General features: G+C 37.8%; 17 protein-coding genes. 12 read left to right on the plus strand and 5 right to left on the minus strand.

Annotated features, from left to right (window positions below; genetic code table 11):
* The first annotated feature begins 107 nt into the window (after positions 1–107).
* The 10 genes from ACR1PO_RS16440 (at position 108) to polA (ending at position 14,320) form a co-directional block, all read left to right on the plus strand.
* Positions 108–2,603 (plus strand): ATP-dependent Clp protease ATP-binding subunit, encoded by a 2,496-nt coding sequence (locus ACR1PO_RS16440; protein ID WP_433987463.1) that lies wholly within the window; start codon positions 108–110, stop codon positions 2,601–2,603.
* 66 nt (positions 2,604–2,669) lie between these two features.
* On the plus strand, positions 2,670–3,533 hold the full coding sequence (locus ACR1PO_RS16445; RefSeq protein WP_374464298.1) for a lytic transglycosylase domain-containing protein: 864 nt from the start codon (positions 2,670–2,672) through the stop codon (positions 3,531–3,533).
* A gap of 337 nt (positions 3,534–3,870) precedes the next feature.
* Positions 3,871–4,284, plus strand: coding sequence for a type VI secretion system tube protein TssD (gene tssD / locus ACR1PO_RS16450; RefSeq protein ID WP_053328223.1), 414 nt, complete (start codon positions 3,871–3,873; stop codon positions 4,282–4,284).
* 190 nt (positions 4,285–4,474) lie between these two features.
* Positions 4,475–6,661 (plus strand): type VI secretion system Vgr family protein, encoded by a 2,187-nt coding sequence (locus ACR1PO_RS16455; protein WP_433987464.1) that lies wholly within the window; start codon positions 4,475–4,477, stop codon positions 6,659–6,661.
* A gap of 32 nt (positions 6,662–6,693) precedes the next feature.
* The gene (locus tag ACR1PO_RS16460; protein ID WP_433987465.1) at positions 6,694–7,551 is read left to right on the plus strand and encodes a hypothetical protein; all 858 of its coding nucleotides are present in this window, start codon (positions 6,694–6,696) and stop codon (positions 7,549–7,551) included.
* A 17-nt stretch (positions 7,552–7,568) separates the two neighbouring features.
* The gene (locus ACR1PO_RS16465; RefSeq protein WP_433987466.1) at positions 7,569–8,816 is read left to right on the plus strand and encodes a Tle-like phospholipase domain-containing protein; all 1,248 of its coding nucleotides are present in this window, start codon (positions 7,569–7,571) and stop codon (positions 8,814–8,816) included.
* A gap of 34 nt (positions 8,817–8,850) precedes the next feature.
* Positions 8,851–9,735 (plus strand): ankyrin repeat domain-containing protein, encoded by an 885-nt coding sequence (locus tag ACR1PO_RS16470; RefSeq protein WP_433987467.1) that lies wholly within the window; start codon positions 8,851–8,853, stop codon positions 9,733–9,735.
* A 280-nt stretch (positions 9,736–10,015) separates the two neighbouring features.
* Positions 10,016–10,429, plus strand: a complete 414-nt coding sequence (gene tssD, locus ACR1PO_RS16475; RefSeq protein ID WP_053328223.1) for a type VI secretion system tube protein TssD — start codon at positions 10,016–10,018, stop codon at positions 10,427–10,429.
* A gap of 364 nt (positions 10,430–10,793) precedes the next feature.
* A complete protein-coding gene (tssD, locus tag ACR1PO_RS16480) occupies positions 10,794–11,207 on the plus strand; it encodes a type VI secretion system tube protein TssD (protein ID WP_002984162.1) in 414 nt (137 codons plus the stop codon).
* A 278-nt stretch (positions 11,208–11,485) separates the two neighbouring features.
* On the plus strand, positions 11,486–14,320 hold the full coding sequence (gene polA / locus ACR1PO_RS16485; protein ID WP_433987468.1) for a DNA polymerase I: 2,835 nt from the start codon (positions 11,486–11,488) through the stop codon (positions 14,318–14,320).
* A gap of 78 nt (positions 14,321–14,398) precedes the next feature.
* Here polA and ACR1PO_RS16490 read toward each other — a convergent pair whose 3' ends face one another.
* From ACR1PO_RS16490 to ACR1PO_RS16505, 4 genes are all read right to left on the minus strand, one after another.
* Positions 14,399–15,112 carry a hypothetical protein gene (locus ACR1PO_RS16490; RefSeq protein WP_433987469.1) on the minus strand — a complete coding sequence of 238 codons (714 nt, stop codon included), beginning with the start codon at positions 15,110–15,112 and terminating at the stop codon, positions 14,399–14,401.
* Positions 15,113–15,119: 7 nt separating this feature from the next.
* Complete coding sequence (locus ACR1PO_RS16495; RefSeq protein WP_433987470.1) at positions 15,120–15,575, minus strand: hypothetical protein; 456 nt, start codon at positions 15,573–15,575, stop codon at positions 15,120–15,122.
* An 18-nt stretch (positions 15,576–15,593) separates the two neighbouring features.
* Positions 15,594–16,328, minus strand: a complete 735-nt coding sequence (locus ACR1PO_RS16500; protein WP_433987471.1) for a protein phosphatase 2C domain-containing protein — start codon at positions 16,326–16,328, stop codon at positions 15,594–15,596.
* Positions 16,329–16,462: 134 nt separating this feature from the next.
* Positions 16,463–16,861: an immunity 22 family protein gene (locus ACR1PO_RS16505; protein ID WP_332386068.1), complete on the minus strand. Its 399-nt coding sequence runs from the start codon at positions 16,859–16,861 to the stop codon at positions 16,463–16,465.
* Positions 16,862–17,077: 216 nt separating this feature from the next.
* Here ACR1PO_RS16505 and ACR1PO_RS16510 point away from each other — a divergent pair, with 216 nt between their 5' ends.
* The gene (locus tag ACR1PO_RS16510) at positions 17,078–17,725 is read left to right on the plus strand and encodes an MgtC/SapB family protein (RefSeq protein WP_332386067.1); all 648 of its coding nucleotides are present in this window, start codon (positions 17,078–17,080) and stop codon (positions 17,723–17,725) included.
* A 41-nt stretch (positions 17,726–17,766) separates the two neighbouring features.
* Here ACR1PO_RS16510 and ACR1PO_RS16515 read toward each other — a convergent pair whose 3' ends face one another.
* Positions 17,767–18,252 carry a copper resistance protein NlpE gene (locus tag ACR1PO_RS16515; protein WP_433987472.1) on the minus strand — a complete coding sequence of 162 codons (486 nt, stop codon included), beginning with the start codon at positions 18,250–18,252 and terminating at the stop codon, positions 17,767–17,769.
* A 377-nt stretch (positions 18,253–18,629) separates the two neighbouring features.
* Here ACR1PO_RS16515 and ACR1PO_RS16520 point away from each other — a divergent pair, with 377 nt between their 5' ends.
* On the plus strand, positions 18,630–20,768 hold the full coding sequence (locus ACR1PO_RS16520; RefSeq protein ID WP_433987473.1) for a S46 family peptidase: 2,139 nt from the start codon (positions 18,630–18,632) through the stop codon (positions 20,766–20,768).
* The last annotated feature ends 1 nt before the right edge of the window (position 20,769 follow it).

Here is a 20,769-nt window from a genome sequence, read left to right on the forward strand (position 1 = left end):
AAGAACAATTTTTTATACCCTGATGAAAGGGATGGAAAATATGGATCGAAACCATCAAATCAGCATAATAAACAGAATGCAAATATATTAATATAAGAAAATTATAAATGGGAGTACTAGTAACCAACGAAACAGTAAAGCAACTATTTCATATTGCTCAGTCGATAGCGAAGGAAAATTATAATGGAACTTATGGTGGCCCGCACATCCTGCAGGCTTTAATGCATAAAGATATCGGACTTAATGAATTCCTGAAAAGTATAGATAAAGATCCGGGATACTTCTATGAATGGGCAGATGTGCGTATTGAAGAATACCCGAAAACCAGCCATCTTCCGGATGAAGTAGGACAGGATGATGCAGTGGATACCCTTATTGAAGAGGCTGACGATATCCGCTTAAAATTAGGACTGGATGAGATTACTCCGATCTGCATCCTTACAGCCATTGTAAAACCACAGGTTGTATTCTCTCTTCAGCAGTTAAAATCACTTCCGTTGAGGGAACATGAAATCTTTAATCTGTACAGAAAAGATACTCCGTTTACTGTTTCAGAAGATGGGAACTTCTCGTCATTATTTTCAAATGGTTCAGACTATTCAGATGCTTCCTTTCCTTCCATTAAAAGCTACTGTGTAGACAGAACGGCGCAGGCAAGAAAAGGAGAAATCGAAAATATCATCGGCAGGGATAAAGAGCTCAGAATGCTGGTGGAAATTCTTTGCCGCAGAAGCAAACCGAATGTGATTATCATCGGGGAGCCGGGAGTTGGAAAAACTGCTTTGGTAGAAGGTTTTGCCACTGAAATTATTAAAGGAAATGTTCCTGAAATGCTTAAAAACGGTACCCTTTTAGAACTGGATACCGGAGCATTACTGGCAGGAACCTCTTATAAAGGTGAAATTGAAGACCGCCTGAAAAAAGTCATCAATGAATGTAAGAAAATTGAAAAAGCCATTCTTTTCATTGATGAAATTCATACCCTTTTAGACCCGAAAGGAAGCATCGGAAACGTTGCCAATCTCCTGAAGCCCGAGCTTGCAAGAGGTGAAATTACCGTAATCGGAGCGACGACACAGGAAGAATACAGAAAAATTATTGAGCCGGAGCAGGCTTTCAACCGTCGTTTTGAAGTGTTAACCGTTCTTGAACCGGACGAGAAAACCTGTGTCAAAATGATAGATGTACTTCTTGAAGGGTATAAAAAACATCATGGAATTGAAGTAGAAAAAACAGCCCTTCCGGAATGCGTACGTCTGGCAAAAAGATATGCCAAAGGTAAAAAATTACCGGACGCTGCTATTGATTTGTTGGACAGAACAATGGCAGCCATCAAAATGCTTGATGAACTTTCCGAAAAAGAACTTGAAAGCTGGAAAGAAAGTTATGATGCAATTTTGAAGGAAGAATATGCAGACAGCAAAGATAAAGCGGATGAACTGATCTGGACTTACAACCTGTTGAGAGATAAAATAAGTCCGATTCTGTGGGGATCACTGAGTGAACAGCCTTCGATTGACAACTCTATGCCCGTAGATCAGATTCAGAAGATCATTGAAGATACCTACGCAGAGCTTTTACAGCATGCAGCTAAGAAAAGAGAAAAAGTAGACAGATTGGAACTGGCTGCGGTAATGGCTGCCAAAACCAATATTCCAATCGGGAAAATCCAGGCCCAGGAAAAAGAAAAACTTCTGAATATGGAATCCCTTTTGTTGAACAGAGTGGTAGGACAGGATCATGCATTGAAAATCCTTTCCGATGCCATTGTTGAAAACCGAAGCGGATTGAATAAGCCGGGACAGCCCATCGGATCTTTCTTCCTTCTGGGACCTACGGGAACCGGTAAAACAGAGCTGGCAAAATCAATGGCAGAATTACTGTTCAATGACGAAAAGGCAATGGTACGCTTTGATATGTCAGAATTTAAAGAAGAGCATTCCGCAGCATTGCTATATGGAGCACCTCCGGGATATGTAGGATATGAAGAAGGAGGTATGCTGGTAAATAAAATCAGACAACAGCCTTATACTGTTGTATTATTTGATGAAATTGAAAAGGCCCACCATTCCGTTTTTGATGTTTTCCTTCAGATTATGGATGAAGGAAAAGTTCATGATAAATTAGGTAAAGAAGGAGATTTCAGCAATGCACTGATCCTGTTTACCTCCAATATCGGAAGTGAAGAAATTGTAAAACAGTTTGAAGAAGGGAAAATTCCGGAATCATCTTCACTGATGCAGATTATGTCAAATTCAGGACGGTTCAGACCTGAGTTCCTGGCAAGAATTACGGAGATCATTCCTTTTGCACCGATCACAGAATCCATTGCAGAAAGAATCTTTAATATTCAGCTGAAATCACTTCATACGTCATTAACAAGGCTGGGTATCACTTTAAAAATAAGTGATGAGGCTGTAAGAAACCTTGCACTAGGAGGATTCAGCAGTAAGTACGGGGCAAGGCAGATTTCAGGAGTAATCCGTGCACAGCTTGCAAGACCTATCTCTAAAATGATTGTCAGAGAAGAAGTGAAATCCGGACAGACTATACTTGTAGATTGGAATAAAGACGAAGAAAAACTAAGCTGGAAAGTAGATTAAGTATACAGTAAAAAGGCAGATCTGCAATCCGCTTTTTTTGCCTTTTTGCTTATAAATAAAATTAAAATGAAAACGATTGTCAGAAATATCTTTACAGGTTTTCTATTATTAGGATCCGTTATCATGATCAACGGGCAGTTTCTTGCCGCTTCCGATACTTCGGAAAGCAGCGTGAAAAAGTACAGGAGTATCATTAATGCCAATAAAGATCTGGTAGAATTTATTGAGCAGTTACTTCTTCAGAAAGGACTTCCCAAACATTTGAGAAACCTGGCTCTGATTGAGTCTAATTTTGACAGAAATATCACCTCAGGAGCCGGAGCAGTAGGGGTTTGGCAGTTTATGACCGCACATGCCAATCAGTACGGGCTTACTGAGCAGGGACGTACGGATCTTTATAAAAGTACCAAAACAGCAGCGATTTCTTTAAGCAACCTCTATAAAAAGTATAATAATTGGGTGACAGTAGTTGCTGCTTACAACTGTGGCGAAGGAAATATAGCCAAAGCAATGGAAGCTGCAGGTTCCTCTCAATATCATGAATTTTATAAATATCTTCCAGGGGAAACCATTAATCATGTAAAGAAATACCTGAATGCATGTTATGCTACCGGAGAACTTCAGAGTGTCTTGAATAACTATAATTCATCAAGAATCAATAAGGTTTTTTTTGAAGGAGACCGGAAAGAGACTGCTGCTGCACTTTCAGAAACAGAAATCAATGCCGGATTCAATCTGAATGTTGTTGCGGCTGAACTGAATATAGGAGTAGATAAAATTCTTGCCTGGAATCCGGGAATTGTAGAAGAACTGCAGAAAAAAGGGGAAAGCCCTTTCTATCTTCCGGTTGATCTGATGCCTGATTTTCTGCTGAGAAAAAATAAAATATTGGTTCGTTCCATAAAAGAAGGCGGAAAGGCTCAACAGTAGATATTATCGAATAGATAAAAAGACGCAGCAGGCTTACTTGCTGCGTTTTTTATTACCTGTTAAAAATATATTAATTTTATTAAAAGAATCTTAATATTTCTCAATAATGTGGAAAATTGTTGATTTTATTTATCCTTTTAAATGTGTTGAAATCCTTTATTAATCGTATATTGGATAGATTTATTAAATCCAATGTCGTAGAATTACGACAACAAATCGTAGAACTACTACACTTTTTCAGATTTATATTCAAAAGTTTTTTTTAGCGATAAAGAGCTTCTATATTTGTTAACACAATCACTGAATCACAAAATATTAACGATTAAAATTTACAATCATGGCCGAAAGAAATTCAAGAGGAATCTTAAAATTCAACAACGGAGAAGGACAGAAGCTGTTAAAAATGAATTACAGCGTATCAAGATCTACAGACGTATCAGGACGTGTAGCATCAGACCCTTCCAACGCACTTATCAAGGTTACGGTAGAAGCTACTGAAAAATCAGACATCCTTGAAAGCCTGTTAAACGGTAAATACAAACCGACAGTAGGAGAAATCACCTTCAACAAATCTCACGAGGAAGGAACACTGATTACCCTGAAATGGGAAAACGGATATGTAATCCAGCACGAAGTAGACTTTGATGCTATTGACAGCAACAGTATGCTGATCAGCTTCGTAGTAAGTGCTGAAACCATCGACTATGGTACTTCTCAGTACGCAGGACTATGGCCTTCAGCAGGTAAATAAGCCTATTCATCATCTTAGTAAAAATAAAATTGGTACAGAACAGCGGGCAAGAGACGCTGTTCTGTTTTCTGCTTTAAAATAAGTTTCAGATAAATAATCACTAAACAGAAACCAATATCTGGAATTTACAGAGCCGGTAATAATACCTACAGTTTCAATTCAATATTTATTAACTTAAACACACAACACCATGTTTCAAGATGATAAAATTAAAGTAAAGAATTCTCAACAATCTATCAGCCAGGATACAGAGACGATCAAAAAAACGGCACAGGAAAATGCGGTTGCAAAAGCAGAAGAAAAGGTAAACAAAGCAGGAGATAAAATAAAAAAAACAGCAGAAACCACGCAGCATTCAAACCCGGTACAAGAAACAGGTAAGTTTCTGAATCAAACGCTGGTTTCCAATGATCCTTCCGTTGTTGAGACAAAAGTGTGGGCCAAGCAGCCTACTTCAAAAATACATAATGCAGAAGCTATCTCTCAGAGTTATATAGCAGGAATCAACCGGGTTATCAAGCTCGATGTAATTATTGAAGGGCAGATCATTAATCATTTCAAGCACTTTAAGTTGGTGCAGAGTGCTACCAGGCACCATGAATTCAGTCTGATGCTGGCCCATGATACTTTGGGTAAACCGGAAAACCACAATCTGGAAGAAGCTCAGAAATTTTTAGGAAAAAGAATCACAGTTGTTTTCAAATATAAAGATATTGAGAAAGGAGCAGAACGTAATTTTGTAGGAGTGGTTACAGAAGTGGGATTCAGCCAGGAAAAAGGAAGTCTTGGAAATATTATGGTCAAAGGGTACAGCCCAACTGTACTTCTGGATGCTGCCCCTCATATTCAGAGCTTTGGAGGAAGTCAGCCTGTAAGTCTGAACAGTATTGCCGATCAGGTAATTAAAGAAGGGCTGGGACAGCATAAATTTGATTTCCGAGTAGATGCCCAGCATGGAAATATATCGTACAGCTCACAATATGAGGAAACCCATTATAATTATCTCGCCAGAATGGCCGAAGCCTATGGAGAGCAGTTTTATTATGATGGGGAAGTTCTGCACTTCGGCAAACTGCCGCCTCAGGAGAAACCCGTCAGGCTTACTTATGGAAGCAGTGTAAGTGATATTGCCATCAAAATGAAAGCCCAGCATGTAAGTCCAACTTTTTATGGCTATAACAGCAGTAAAAATGAGAAGCTGACAGCTGGCAGCTCAAAAATTAACCATACATCAGATATTGCAAGACGTGCTTACGAAATATCAGAAAAAACTTTTACAACCCCTTCTTTGAGAGTTGCCCCTATTAAAGCTTCTTCCTTTATGGATATTGATGCTTCCCAGAAGGGAACCGCAGGAAGCAAAGCTTCAGAAGTTTTCGTTACTTCGGGAACTACAACAGTTCCTTTCTTATATCCGGGATGTACCGCAGATATTGAAATGCGTAAATCAGAGAGTAATGAAACCGCTTATTTTACAAAGCTGATGATTATTGAAGTCACTCACGAAGTAGATGCCAGAGGTTATTATGATGGCAAATTTGAAGCGATTGCCGCAGATACAGGATTTATCCCACGTCCCGAATTTCAGATGCCAAAAGCAGAAGCCCAGTTTGGAAAAGTAATTTCAAATACAGATCCTTTAAATCAGGGAAGAGTACGGGTGCAGTTCGATTGGCAAAGCGGACCGGATACTACTGAATTTATCCGCGTAATGACCCCGGATGCAGGAAGCAGTGATAAAGTAAGTAAGAACAGAGGATTTATGGCTGTTCCGGAAGTGGGAGACCAGGTTATTGTGAATTTTGTACATCAACACCCGGACCGTCCGTTTGTGATGGGAGGAATGTTCCACGGTGGAATAGGTGGCGGTGGCGGAACTGGTAACAATATTAAAAGCCTGAGCAGCAGAAGTGGAAATAAATTAGAATTAAATGATGGTGAAGGCTCTGTATTTCTAACGGATCAGGGCGGAGCCAATATGAAGTTTGACGGGGCAGGAAATGTCCAGACCAATGCCAATAACAATAAAACGGTAAACGTAGGAAATAATAATACGGTAAATGCCGGCAGTACAAATTCCATTAATGTCGGAGGAAAAGAAGGTGGGGCAGCCAATTCAGTCCTGACAATGGATGCAGACGGAAATATTTCTCTGGAAGGAAAAACAAAAATTGAATTAAGGGTAGGTCAAAACAGTATCACAATTACTAAAGAAGGCATTACTATATCCGCCAAAGAAGGAATGCTGGATTTGAATTCATTGAAAAATGCATTACTGGTAACACAGGATAATCTGAGTATTCACAGTAAAGCAGTCACTTCAATGAATGCTACGGGAGATATATTTATTACCGGAAGTAATGTTGATATTAACTGATGCCGCGAATGTATTCTAAAACGTATTAAAACATGACTTTGGACCCGAATAAAGTTGAAAAAAATGACCAGTTGTCAGGATTTAAATATGCCTGGTATAAAAAAGGAGAATATAATATCAATATCAGATCCTATCTTACTTTAGGAACAGGGAAGGCTAACGAGACAGAAATAGAAGAAGACTGGGCCGTAACACCCGGAGAATACAATCATATTAGCATACATTCTTCTACCCAGAGATATATTCAGGCAGACGGACAGATGCAGCCGTTTTATGAAATCCTTGAAAAAATAAATAAAGCGACGGAGGTTGTTGAATTATCTTTAAATACTGATAAAAGTATTCATGAAGTAATCAATAAAAATGAAATTGTAAGCAGGTGGGAAGAGATAAAAAAGGATCTTCATTTTTTTGAGCTGGTAAAAGAAAGTTATAAGGTATTTATTCAGATCTATGATCAAGAATTTAACAATATAGATCGTAATATCAGACAAAACTTTTTGTATCAGATCATGTTTTATCCTTTACCTGTATTCAGCGGAGGAAGTTTTACAGATGAAATTCCTGTAAGAACAACGTTGTCAACCCTTTTCCCGGGAGAAGAACTTGAGTACAGATCCTTATACAGAATTTCAAACAATAAAGAAGGAGGTTTCACTGTTAAACTGGATGGCAAAAGTAAAGGGAACCAGTCCCGTTTTGAAAGTATTTATAAAGATAAATATCAGAGAACACTTGGAAATGCTCTGGAATATAAGTACGCCATTGAGGGCGAATATACTTATAATGAAGATTCTGTATTATCAGAGGTTATATTTCATGTGAAAGAAGAACTCAATGAAAAGATGATCTATGTTTGCAGATACCATATAAAGTTAAATAAAAAATAACAATTAATACCATCACTATGAGTCAATTATATATCGCACAGGATACTCCGCTTACTTGTAGTAAAGGCCGAAGACTTATAGGAATTGGAGTCAGTTCCCAGTCTTCAGTAAAATTGAAGAAAGGAGCTAAGCTGATGGCTACGGAAAAGGACCGGTTTAAAGATAATTTTATTTGTCCTGAAATGATGATGGCAGGAGCATTAGCAGGTGTGGCAGTAGCAGCAGCTTTCTCCGGCGGACTTTTTGTTTTGGCTGCGGCAGCCTGGGCAGGAAGTGCCCTCATAGATGACTGCCTCAATATCTGTTCATTTTTATGCAAGGGAAGCGACTGGCAAAATACCCATCCTAAAGTAAAAATTGAAAATAAAAAACCTCTGTTGCAAAATTCCAGTTTACACTGTTTCATAGGAGGTAAAATTACCTTTCATTTACCTGTTGCCCAGCTGCAGGAGGCCTCTATTGCCAGTAGAATGGCCCAGGATTCTTACGAAGATAACGGGAAGAATACCAGTATTGAGGGATATACACGAATCAATACAGATGATCAGGCTGAGCTGGATAAGCTGTTCGGTCCCGGAGCTTTAACCAGCAAAGATTTCAACACCAATAAAGATAACGGTTTCTTTTCCTCTTTATATTATAATAAAGAAACAGGAGATTATTTTGTAGCGTTCAGGGGTTCCGAGCCTAAAGGAATGCAGTTTTATCATGACTGGCTTATTGAAGATGGAGGGCAGGCTCTTGGTTTTGCAACCCCTCAGATAGAAAAAACGAGAATGCTCGCTGAAAAAATGGATAATGCAACCGGAGGAAAAGTGAAATTTACCGGACATTCACTAGGAGGAGGAAACAGTGCCATGGCTTCCTATTATACTGGGCTTCCGGGATATACCTTCAATGCAAGAGGAGTACATGGCAATACACTCGATTATCTTGATAAAAAAGGAGCTGTAAAATCAACTTCAAGCATTATCAATTACAGTACAAGTAATGATATTCTTAACGGGCTGCAAAATAACAGGGAAGGCCTGCTCTCTACATTGGCTTTATCCAGAATTCCGGGGCTTAACAAAATTGCAATTTTCGGAGGTCTTACGGGAGGAGTTCCAAGGGCTTTAGGACAACAGCATGAAATCTTCGGATATATTGATGATAATGAAGGGCTTGGAATCAAAACCATTGGAAGCGGACATAGCGCATATAATGATGCGTTCCAGGCAATGCTGGCCACTATTAATACTGATGTTGTAGCTAATAATATATAATATGAAACCAATTATTTTAATAATATTTTCCATCATGACACTTTTTTCCTGTTCAGATTTTAATCTTAGGTCGCGTAAAAACGAAAATAGAAATCAATATCCTCCTTCAAGAATGTTTACGGGAGACGCTTTATCAGCTGCCCAGAAAATGTTTGATGGAGATCTTAAAGGCATGGAAGATCTGATTAAGGAAAAAAATATTGATATCAATAAATTGCAGGAAAATACAGGATATACCTTACTGATGTATGCTTCTATTATTGAAGATTTAAAAGCAATGGAAAAGCTTTTAGAGCTGGGAGCTGATCCCGATATCATAGTGCCTCATGAAGGTCTTGAATCTCCTTTGAATCATGCTGTAGCACTTAATAATTACGAAATGCTGCAATTGCTTTTCAAATATAAAGCCAATCCTAACCCGGCTGTAGGGAATTCCCCTTTATCCGATGCAATGACCCTTGGAGGTGATGAAGGTACCGAAAAGAAAATGATTGATTACTTACTTCAGAATGGAGCTGACATCAATAATGTTTCTTATAATGGAAGCAACATTATGGAAAGTGCTGCCCGGGACGACCTGGATATGGCTGAATACTTTTTAACTAAAGGAGGATTGCCTAAAATTAAAGGAACGAACCTTTGCCCAATCGCAGATTATATTCAGTATAAGGAAAAACAGAAAAATGAACGTAACCTGCCTGACTCTCCTTACTATGAAAAATTATTCAGAATTAAAAAACAGCTGGTTGAGAAATATAATGTATCGTTCCCATATAAGAAGGACACATTAGAAGAAGCAAAGCTCAGAATAAAACAGTATGAATCGTTAAGCTCCAAAGATAAGCTATCAGTGAATTTCAAAAAAAATTACGGAGAAAACCTTTATCAGGAAGATTTAAACAGAATTAAAGGAAAATAGCATCGTAAAAAGGTTAATAAATGCTTATTCAGGATGTTATTTATCCTTAATTTGTGAAATGTTTTATTTTTATAATTCTTCTTTTGGTTATGTAACATGCTTATAGATAGCGTAATATTTTGACATGTAAATCTAATGTCGTAGAATTACGACAACAAATCGTAGAACTACTACACTTTTTCAGATTTATATTCAAAAGTTTTTTTTAGCGATGAAGAGCTTCTATATTTGTTAACACAATCACTGAATCACAAAATATTAACGATTAAAATTTACAATCATGGCCGAAAGAAATTCAAGAGGAATCTTAAAATTCAACAACGGAGAAGGACAGAAGCTGTTAAAAATGAATTACAGCGTATCAAGATCTACAGACGTATCAGGACGTGTAGCATCAGACCCTTCCAACGCACTTATCAAGGTTACGGTAGAAGCTACTGAAAAATCAGACATCCTTGAAAGCCTGTTAAACGGTAAATACAAACCGACAGTAGGAGAAATCACCTTCAACAAATCTCACGAGGAAGGAACACTGATCACCCTGAAATGGGAAAACGGATATGTAATCCAGCACGAAGTAGACTTCGATGCTATTGACAGCAACAGTATGCTGATCAGCTTCGTAGTAAGTGCTGAAACCATCGACTACGGTACTTCTCAGTACGCAGGACTATGGCCTTCAGCAGGTAAATAAGCCTATTCATCATCTTAGTAAAAATAAAATTGGTACAGAACAGCGGGCAAGAGACGCTGTTCTGTTTTTTTTAACACCATTAGATTTTTCGGAACAATTTCAGGTATAATATATCTCTTTATGGTGTAATAATAGATATTCCTACCTGCTTTTAATGTATTTGTTATAAGTTGTTGATGTGTTGTTTTTAAATCTAATGTCGTAGAATTACGACAATAAATCGTAGAACTACGACATCAAATCGTACAATTACGACACTTTTTCAGATTTACATTCAAATGCTTTTTTTTCAAAAACAAGGGTTTTATCTTTGTTATATAATTATTGAATTACAATTTATTACTAACGATTAAAATTTACAATCATGGCCGAAAGAAATTCAAGAGGAATCTTAAAATTCAACAACGGAGAAGGACAGAAGCTGTTAAAAATGAATTACAGCGTATCAAGATCTACAGACGTATCAGGACGTGTAGCGTCAGACCCTTCCAACGCATTAATCAAGGTTACGGTAGAAGCTACTGAAAAATCAGACATCCTTGAAAGCCTGTTAAACGGTAAATACAAACCGACAGTAGGAGAAATTACCTTCAACAAATCTCACGAGGAAGGAACACTGATTACCCTGAAATGGGAAAACGGATATGTAATCCAGCACGAAGTAGACTTCGATGCTATTGACAGCAACAGTATGCTGATCAGCTTCGTAGTAAGTGCTGAAACCATTGACTATGGTAATTCTCAGTACGCAGGACTATGGCCTACATCTGGTAAATAATCCCATAACTTAAATAAAAAAGAAACAGTATGCCTTTGGGTATGCTGTTTTGTTTTATAAAAATAGCTGTCATAAGAATGGAAAGCTGTTGAATAAGAATGAACAAATAAGTTTTGAAAACAATAGCTGCTAAACGGGATTGTAATATCATAAGTCCGAAATCCTAGCCCTGCATCCAGTAATCCGCATCCTCAAACCCCGGATACCCATTCCCGAAACTCTTCCTCAAACTATCAACTTTTACTCCTATTTTCTTATATTTGTTCATTATAGATAATATGGACGCAACACAAGATAAAAGGCTGTTTCTCATCGATGCGTATGCGATGATTTTCAGAGGATATTACGCATTAATCAGGAATCCGAGACTCACCAGCAAAGGGCTGGATACTTCTGCTATTTTTGGTTTTACTAATTCTTTGATTGAACTGATCAGAAGAGAAAAACCTACTCATCTGGCCGTAGTTTTTGACGTAGGACAAGCCAGTGTAAGAACGGATGATTTCTCAGATTATAAAGCCAACAGAAGCGAAACTCCTGAAGCAATCAAGATTGCTGTTCCATACATCCACAGAATTCTGGAAGCAATGCATATTCCTATTCTTGGAGTAGAAGGATATGAAGCTGATGATGTAATAGGTACCATTGCCTGTAAAGCAGAAAAAGAAGGATATACCACCTATATGGTGACACCAGATAAAGATTTTGCACAGCTGGTTACCGATAAAATTAAAATTTATAAACCGGGGCTGAAAGGAGGTGATATCGAAATTCTCGGAGTAGAAGAAGTAAAGGCAAAATATGAAATTGAAGACCCAAAACAGGTTATTGATTTTCTTGCCATGATGGGAGATGCGGTAGATAATATTCCGGGACTGGAAGGAGTAGGTGAAAAAACGGCGATGAAGTTCCTTAAAGAATTCGGAAGCATTGAAAACCTGTTAGCCAATACTGATAAACTGAAAGGAAAACTGAAGGAAAAAGTAGAAGCCTCCGCAGAACGTGGGATTTTGTCTAAAAAACTGGCAACCATTATCTGTGACGCTCCGGTAGAATTCCATCAGGAACAATATGATCTTGAGACTCCCGATTTTGAAAAAGTAAAAGAAGTCTTTGATGAAATAGAATTCAGAAGGCTGTATGAAAACCTTTACAGGGCTTTTGCACCTGCACCGGCAGAAACTATTGTAGTAAGCGAGGTAGAAGTAAAACAGACCCCGGCTGGAACAGAAGTCAAGGGACAGGTAATGCAGCTTGACCTTTTCGCGAATTTTGAAGAACTGGAACAGGCTACCTCTACAAAATCAACCATTGAGCATAACGATCATCTGTATCAGTTTATCAATAACCCGAAAGCTCAGAAAAAACTGGTAGATAATCTTTTACTGCAAAAAGTGGTTTGTTTTGATACGGAAACCACTTCATTGAACGAGCTGGAAGCTGAATTGGTAGGAATGAGCTTTTCTTATAAAAAAGGGCTTGCCTATTACATTCCGCTTTCTGAAGACCGGGCAGAGGTTTTGCAGACCCTGGAGATCTTCAGACCGTTTTTTGAAAAGGAAGACCTGCTGAAAGTGGCGCACAATCTCAAATTTGATTATAAAGTTTTAAAACAATACGATATTACGGTGAAAGGGGCCATGTTTGATACCATGATTGCCCATTACCTGCTGAATCCTGACGGAAGACACGGGATGGATTATCTTTCCGAAGTATACCTGAATTACAAGCCTGTATCCATTGAAACCATCATTGGAAAGAAAGGTAAAAAACAAGGGAACTTCAGAGATGCAGATCTCAGAACCCAGACAGATTATGCGGCAGAAGATGCAGATGTAACATTCCAGTTGTACGAACTTTTTGCACCACAGCTTAAAAAAGAAAACCTGGAAGAACTTTTCTACAATATCGAAATGCCTCTGATGGAAGTACTTGCCAAAATGGAACTGGCCGGTATTTCCCTGGATGAAAAATGGCTGGCACAGGAAAGTGTGGACCTTGAAAACGACCTGAAAGGATTAGAAGCAAAAATCTTCGAACTTTCAGGAGAAGAGTTCAACATGAATTCACCAAGGCAGCTGGGAGAAATCCTGTTTGAAAAAATGCAGCTGGATCCGAAAGCAAAGAAAACAAAGACCGGGCAGTATGCAACCTCAGAAGATGTTCTTCAGAAGCTTTCTTCAAAACATGAGATCATCAAACATATTCTGGAATACAGAACTTACCAGAAACTGAAATCAACCTATGTAGATGCCTTACCGTCGCAGATCGATAAAGATGATAACAGGGTGCATACCAATTTTTCACAGACTACAGCCGCAACAGGCCGTCTGGCGAGTGTAAACCCGAACCTGCAGAACATCCCGATCCGGACGCTGAGAGGACAGCAGATTCGTGGAGCTTTTGTTTCAGGAGAAGGAAAAAAGATTATCTCAGCCGATTATTCACAGATTGAACTTCGTCTGATTGCTGAAATTTCAGGAGAAGAAAACATGATTAAAGCCTTCCAGGATGGAGAGGATATTCACGCTTCCACAGCCGCGAAACTGTTTAAAATTCCATTAGCTGAAGTTTCCAAAACCCAGAGAAGTCAGGCCAAAACCGTCAACTTTGGGATCATCTACGGACAGGGAGCTTTTGCATTGGCAGAACAAACCGGGTTATCCCGTACAGAAGCCAAGCAGATGATTGAAGCCTACTTCGAGACTTACCCGAAGCTGAAGGAATATATGGCAGAACAGGTGAATAAAGCACGTCAGTTAGGCTATGTAGAAACAATATTAGGCAGAAAACGCCATTTGAAAGATATCAACTCAAACAACTTTGTGGTTAGAGGCCATGCTGAAAGGAATGCTGTAAATGCGCCGGTTCAGGGAAGCGCAGCAGATATTGTTAAGATTGCTATGATTAAAATTGACAGAGAATTGGAAGAGCAGCAGCTGAAAACAAAAATGCTTCTTCAGGTACATGATGAATTGGTATTTGAAGCTCCGGCTGATGAAATTGAATCTGCTTCCCAACTGATCAGAACAGAAATGGAAAATGCCTTAAAAACACAGGTTCCGTTACTGGTGGAAATTGGAGTAGGCGATAACTGGCTGGAAGCACACTAATCAGACTAAAAAATAATACCGTAAATAAAAAACTTCCGTCTTGTAGGCGGAAGTTTTATTTGTTAAGACTGGGAAAGCTTATTCTTGTTCTACAGAATTGTAAATATTGGTAACAATATCATCAGGAGAAACGTTTTCAAATAAGAATCTTTCTTTCTTCACGATTACCTTTTTAGTTTCTGACGGCATTTCTTCTTCCATAGTATTTACCGTTTCAAGTGTTACTTTACCTTTCATTGGTTCATAATAGAGGGCAGAGTGAGAACCCGCCCCCATATTATAAGTTTCAATATAAGTGAGAACCAGGTTGTTGTCATTCATATATTTGAATTTGCTAAACTGATTGCCATTAGGCCCGATGTCATATAGATTGATATGTAATGCTCCTTTTTCAATACTGATGTCTTCCGGATCATACATTTTATAACCTGAATCATTGTATTCGGCGGGGAGTACTGTTTCTGAGGTTTTAAATAACCGGTAGGTTTTGTCAGGATTCTTTAAAAGAACAATCATGGTTCTTTGCGCTAAACTATCATCTTTTTTTCTGAGAACCAAAGCCTTATCAGGAAGTCCGTCCTGGTTGAGATCGCCCTCGGCTTCGTATTGAATTTCATACTGATTTGAAACAAAATCCCGGATTTGTTTTCCTGCTGCAGATTGCTCCTTCTGAGCTATTGCTGTATCCTTTTTTATTAAGATTGTAGAGCCTTTCGGAGCATCTGTTTTGGTTTTATTACATGAATAAACAGTTAAAGAAGCTAAAAGTAAAATGGAAATATTTTTTTTCAATGTTTTTTTAAGATACAAATCTAACTTTTATTTCCTGATAATGGAAAATTATAACAGACCAACATGCCAGCACGGTTACAGGAAGAAAGGAAAGTGAAACTGTATATTGAATTTCCGAACTGAAGTCGTAAGTGCTCCAGGAAGATTCCCTGTCTACAAATAGGGTGTAGTTCCAAAATAGCCAGACAAAGATCAGTAATAAGAACTCAACAGAAGCCTTAAGGAAGATTTTCTTAACAAAGAAAAGCAGAGAAAAGACAATTGATAAGAACCCACCGGTTATAAGGGATACAGACACCGCATCTTCAAAAAATGAACAGTCTGTACAGCCGCTTGAAATACGGTCCGAAAAGGATCCCATCGACCAGTAAAATTGCAAGAATGTAACCACTGAAATCAAAATTGTACTAATGAACCATCTCTTCAGAAAAGAGGAGAACTGCTTAGGTTTAGATTCTTTCATGATGTTCAAATATCCGGATTATTTTATCATTCTTATGATAGCCAGATCGTCTGTCGGTTTTACCCCATACTTATGTTCCAGCTGCTTAAGTTTTTTGTTAAGCATTTCTTCACTATTGCTATCTTGTTTGTCAATCAATACATATTCAGCAAAATTGATGGTTTCATCCGATTCCATTTTTTTTACTTTTGAAAAGCTCAAAATACCATCGGTTGCAATGGAGATATCATTCAGATGATCAAAAAATAATTTCTGAGACTGAGCGGAATACCAGTCTTCAAAGTCTTCATGAAGATGATAAGCTAAATAATCCGGTTTGTTATCACGGTCAAATTCAGTGATATTTCCATTGATACAAACAACACCATCACCAATCGCCATGATAATTCCTTCATCCTTTGCATGGTCATAAACTAAGATTATAACAGTGGCTAATATCTCTTTTTCGTCCATCATCAGGTAATTTTTAACAAATTTGAGTTCGTTGAAAAGACCTTTTATGATTTCCTTAAGCTCCGTTTCTAAACAATGCTTGTTTTCTTTTTCATATAATGCCTTGTAACCGTTTTCAATAATGATTTTACGTAAAATCTTCCTAATAAGTGTTGATGCAAAATGACTGTCCATTGCGGTAGAACATCCGTCCATCACAGCACATACCATTTTATCCGAACCGATTTTTTTGATAAGGAGATCATCTTCACAATGATTAAAATGATAATCTCCTATTTGTAGGGTAGAATATATATTCATCGGACGCTAAAATAGTTTATTTTTTAAGGTATAGCTTTATTATCTTCATTCTCATTGATTAAAAAATGGCAACAGATGATCCATATAATAAAATCACTTGTTGCCAGCAATTGCAGAACAGATTGGCTCTGATATTAAATATCGTACTCTATTTCTCCCACATAATGCAGTGAAAAATCATCATTTTCCACAGAAACAGGATTAGGAATCACAAATCGTGTAGCAAAAATAATGGCATTCACGGGAGTATCCAGACTTAGTTCATTCAATTTTCTTTCCAGGATCGGGAGCCACTGGTCAGCATAAGAATATTCTGCAAACTTGTCATAAAGACTCAGGCTTTCATCTTCGAAGCCATATTCTATAAAATCATCATCAAACCATTTGATGTTCTGTGATTCTGCAAACTTGGAAACATACTGATCTTCGGTTTCCTCCTCGATATAATAATTTTCATCTTCTTCCACGAAACTGTAAAAGTCTTCTTCATTTTTAAAATATCCTAACCAGAAGTGTGAAATTTCTTTATCCATAATGTATATAAGTATTATTTTTTGATCTTTTTGAGCAAATTTGCCGTTGGTTATCTTTGTAATTATTTATTTCAGAAATTGGTGCTATTAAGATGTAATATTACAAAAGTTTTTTCGTGAAATATTTTTTTAATGCAGAGAACAAAATCCGAGTGGCAAAAGTAGTTCTTTAATTGTATTTTATTGTAAATTTATTCCTGGTTTAAATTAAAAGCTATGGATTTCCTTCAGGACCATTACATTGTCAAAAATGAATTGCTGCTGATCCTCATTTCTGTTATTCTGGGACTGTTCATTGGTGCTGAACGTGAATACCGGAATAAGTCTGCCGGTCTCAGAACATTTATTCTCGTTTGTTTCGGAGCCTGTCTTTTTACCATTCTTTCTATAAAAATAGGAGTTGAGAACCCCGACCGCCTTGCTGCCAATATCATTACCGGAATCGGATTTCTGGGCGCAGGAGTTATTTTCAAAGGAGATAATAAAATTGAAGGTATTACGACCGCTACAACCATTTGGGCTACAGCTTCTATAGGCATGGCAGTTGGTTCAGGATATGTTTACATTGCCTTGCTGGGAGCCGCTTTGGTACTGATCGTTCTGAGTGCTTTAACCTACCTTCAGAATTTTATTGATGATTATAATAAAGTAAGGGAATACAGAATTGCTGTAACCAGGGCAGAAGATATCAGCTATTGTGAGCATATCTTTAAAGAACATCATGTAAGATATCAGATGATTAAACAACAATATTCACAAGACAATTTTACTGTTACCTGGAGGCTTGTAGGAAAAAACAGCCACCATGAAGAAGTAATACGGAGTCTGATAAATGATCCTAAAATTACTGCTTATCAGTTCTAGATGCTGGAAGAGCAAAAAAATAAAGGCCGGAGCCTTTATTTTTATTTTTTCTTGAATACATAAAGATCCTTGTTCGGACCGTCTATTTCCTTTCCTTCCATATCCAGCTGGATCAGCATATTCTCACCCACTTTATATTTATAGTTTGCAGATTTCCCTTTTAAAGTGATTATGCTTCCTGTTGCATCCCATGCAAAAGACCCTTTATCCTGGTTCTTTGAATTCCTGTCAAGGTACTCTTCCGTGATGCTGAATGTTTTATCATTGTTCAACGTTAAAGAAGTCTTGATTCCCGGACAGTCAGCACATGGAACAGTAGCTTCATAAGTTCCGGCCCAGTCCAGGGCATTCTCTGAAGTATCTCCGGCAGCAGTAGGAGTTGCTTTTGTGATACTGTCTGTCGCTGTTGGTTGAACTGCCGCAGCAGAATCTGCTGTTGCCGTTGTTTCAGTCGTTTCCTTTTTAGAACATGAAGCAAGGAACAGAGCGGCTGTCATACCCAACATGAGCATTTTGCTTTTCATCATAATAATAGATTTAAGTATGTTTTTAATAGTAAATTTACTTCCAATAAACAAAAACTGAGCCAGAGGGAGGGTGGGAGTTTAATGTTTAATGTTTAATGTTTAATGTTTAATGTTTAATGTTGCTGGTTGATAGTTGATAGTTGATAGTTGATAGTTGATAGTTGATAGTTGATAGTTGCTGGTTGATAGTTGATAGTTGATAGTTGTCAATGTACGGTTCTGGTTTGCGGTATAGATCATTAAATGAATTTTCTGTTTCCCTTCATTAATACCTTTTACTTTTTACATTTTACAAAAACTTACTCTTAACAACTTTTCCATCGGTTTTATAAAGCCTGTTCATATTTTTCTTCGTAAATTGGGGCAAAATTTTGATTATGACAAAAAAGATACTTTTATCTGTATTTCTTTTGCCAGCTGCAATGGCATTTGCACAACAATATGGAGGAATGTGGATTCCTACAGAGCTGAATGAAAAGGAAATGAAGGATTTGGGAATGAAGATTTCTGCAAAAGATATTTTTAACCCTCAGAAACCGAGCATTAAGGATGCAGTAGTGCAATTTAACGGCGGATGTACTGCGGAAATTATTTCGCCTAAAGGGCTGCTTTTAACCAATCATCATTGCGGTTTCGGCCAGATTCAGGCACATTCTACCGTTCAGAATGATCTTCTTTCAAACGGATTCTGGGCAAAAAATACAGAAGGGGAACTTTCTAATCCCGGACTAAAAGTAGATTTTATTGTAGATATAAAAGAAGTTACGGATCAGATTTTAGAAGGTACGGATCATCTTACAGAACCGGAACTTACTAAAAAGATCAATAATAATATTGAGGTATATAAAAACGCTCAGAAAATCGAATCTTACCAGTCGATCATGGTAAAGCCTATGTATTACGGCAACAAATACTATGCTTATACCATCGAAACTTATAAAGATATCCGGCTTGTAGGAGCTCCGCCTCAAAGTATCGGGAAATTCGGAAGTGATACGGACAACTGGGTTTGGCCAAGACATACCGGAGATTTCTCTATGTTCAGAATCTATGCAGACAAAAACAACAAACCTGCGGAATATTCAAAAGACAACATACCTTATGTACCTAAGCACTACTTACCGGTTTCCATAAAAGATAAAAACGAAAACGATTTTACTTTTGTATTCGGATTTCCGGGAAGAACTACGGAGTACCTTCCTGCCGTTGCTGTAGAGAAGATCATGAAAGATATTGATCCTGCAAAAATTGCCGTACGTGATGTTGCTTTAAAAACATTAGATGAGAAAATGCGCGTTGATAACGAGACACGTATCAAATACGCTTCAAAATATGCTTCAGTGGCCAATTACTGGAAAAAGTGGATTGGTGAAGTAGAAGGATTGAAAAAATCCAATGCTGTAGAAAAGAAAGTAATGTACGAAGGCTCTTTGGTTGCTAAAAATCCTGAGATCAAGAATACTTTGGACCAGCTGAATAAACTCTACAATGATCAGGCTCCTTATGCATTAAACAATGCTTACTACACAGAAGTGACCAGAAATGCTGAGACTTTAAAGCTTGCCGGAGACTATTATGATTTCGTAGCTGCAGTGGAAGCCGGAAGAATGGATGAAAAAGAACTTACAAAATTAAAATCAAAATTAACCTCTTTCTACAAAGACTATAGTGCAGAACTTGATGCTAAAGTAACAGCAAAATTGCTGGCATTATACGTTAATAAAACAGCACCGCAGTTTTTACCGGCAGGATTCAACAAATATAAAGATGAGAACGCCAACATTCCTGTAGTGGAAGATATGTCTAAAAACTCTGTTATCACAGGAAGAACTGCTGTAAACGGAGCAACCTTGACTACAGATATTGATAAAGCGTTTTCCAACCAGGATAAATTGATCAAGACTTTAAAGAAAGATCCGATTTATCAGCTGTATGTTGCGATGAAGGAAACCTATATGAAAACTGCAGACCCTCAATATACTTCAATGCAGGCAAAAATCGATGTCTTACAGAAAAAGTTCATGGCTCAGCAGATGCAGACGGATAAGGACAGAAAGTTCTTCCCGGATGCCAACTCAACGCTTCGTGTGACTTATGGTAAGGTAAAAGGCTCTACGCCAAGAGATGCCGTCTCTTACGGATATCAGACTCACCTGGCAGGAGTAATGGAAAAATATGTTCCGGGAGACTATGAATTTGATGTTCCAAAGAAGCTGATTGATCTTTACAACAAAAAGGACTTCGGAATCTATAAAGATAAAACAGGTGATGTTCCTGTAGGATTCACTGCAACAAACCATACAACCGGAGGAAACTCAGGAAGCCCTGCTTTGGATGCCAACGGAAACCTTGTGGGACTGAATTTCGACAGACAGTGGGAAGGGACTATGAGTGATATCAACTATGATCCGCGTTTCAGCAGAAATATCATGGTAGACACAAAATATATCCTTTTCATCATTGATAAGTTTGCTGACTCAAAGTGGCTTATTGATGAAATGAAAATTATAAAATAAT

Source organism: Chryseobacterium amylolyticum (genome assembly GCF_051011775.1).
Taxonomy (GTDB): Bacteria; Bacteroidota; Bacteroidia; order Flavobacteriales; family Weeksellaceae; genus Chryseobacterium.

Bases quoted from the DNA above. Each gene is read 5' to 3' on its own strand.
- ACR1PO_RS16460 (WP_433987465.1), top strand. From the start codon at position 6,694: ATGACTTTGGACCCGAATAAAGTTGAAAAAAATGACCAGTTGTCAGGA.
- ACR1PO_RS16505 (WP_332386068.1), bottom strand. From the start codon at position 16,861: ATGGATAAAGAAATTTCACACTTCTGGTTAGGATATTTTAAAAATGAA.
- ACR1PO_RS16445 (WP_374464298.1), top strand. From the start codon at position 2,670: ATGAAAACGATTGTCAGAAATATCTTTACAGGTTTTCTATTATTAGGA.
- ACR1PO_RS16470 (WP_433987467.1), top strand. From the start codon at position 8,851: ATGACACTTTTTTCCTGTTCAGATTTTAATCTTAGGTCGCGTAAAAAC.
- polA (WP_433987468.1), top strand. From the start codon at position 11,486: ATGGACGCAACACAAGATAAAAGGCTGTTTCTCATCGATGCGTATGCG.
- ACR1PO_RS16465 (WP_433987466.1), top strand. From the start codon at position 7,569: ATGAGTCAATTATATATCGCACAGGATACTCCGCTTACTTGTAGTAAA.
- ACR1PO_RS16515 (WP_433987472.1), bottom strand. From the start codon at position 18,252: ATGATGAAAAGCAAAATGCTCATGTTGGGTATGACAGCCGCTCTGTTC.
- tssD (WP_002984162.1), top strand. From the start codon at position 10,794: ATGGCCGAAAGAAATTCAAGAGGAATCTTAAAATTCAACAACGGAGAA.
- ACR1PO_RS16455 (WP_433987464.1), top strand. From the start codon at position 4,475: ATGTTTCAAGATGATAAAATTAAAGTAAAGAATTCTCAACAATCTATC.
- ACR1PO_RS16510 (WP_332386067.1), top strand. From the start codon at position 17,078: ATGGATTTCCTTCAGGACCATTACATTGTCAAAAATGAATTGCTGCTG.
- tssD (WP_053328223.1), top strand. From the start codon at position 3,871: ATGGCCGAAAGAAATTCAAGAGGAATCTTAAAATTCAACAACGGAGAA.
- ACR1PO_RS16520 (WP_433987473.1), top strand. From the start codon at position 18,630: ATGACAAAAAAGATACTTTTATCTGTATTTCTTTTGCCAGCTGCAATG.
- tssD (WP_053328223.1), top strand. From the start codon at position 10,016: ATGGCCGAAAGAAATTCAAGAGGAATCTTAAAATTCAACAACGGAGAA.
- ACR1PO_RS16495 (WP_433987470.1), bottom strand. From the start codon at position 15,575: ATGAAAGAATCTAAACCTAAGCAGTTCTCCTCTTTTCTGAAGAGATGG.
- ACR1PO_RS16500 (WP_433987471.1), bottom strand. From the start codon at position 16,328: ATGAATATATATTCTACCCTACAAATAGGAGATTATCATTTTAATCAT.
- ACR1PO_RS16440 (WP_433987463.1), top strand. From the start codon at position 108: ATGGGAGTACTAGTAACCAACGAAACAGTAAAGCAACTATTTCATATT.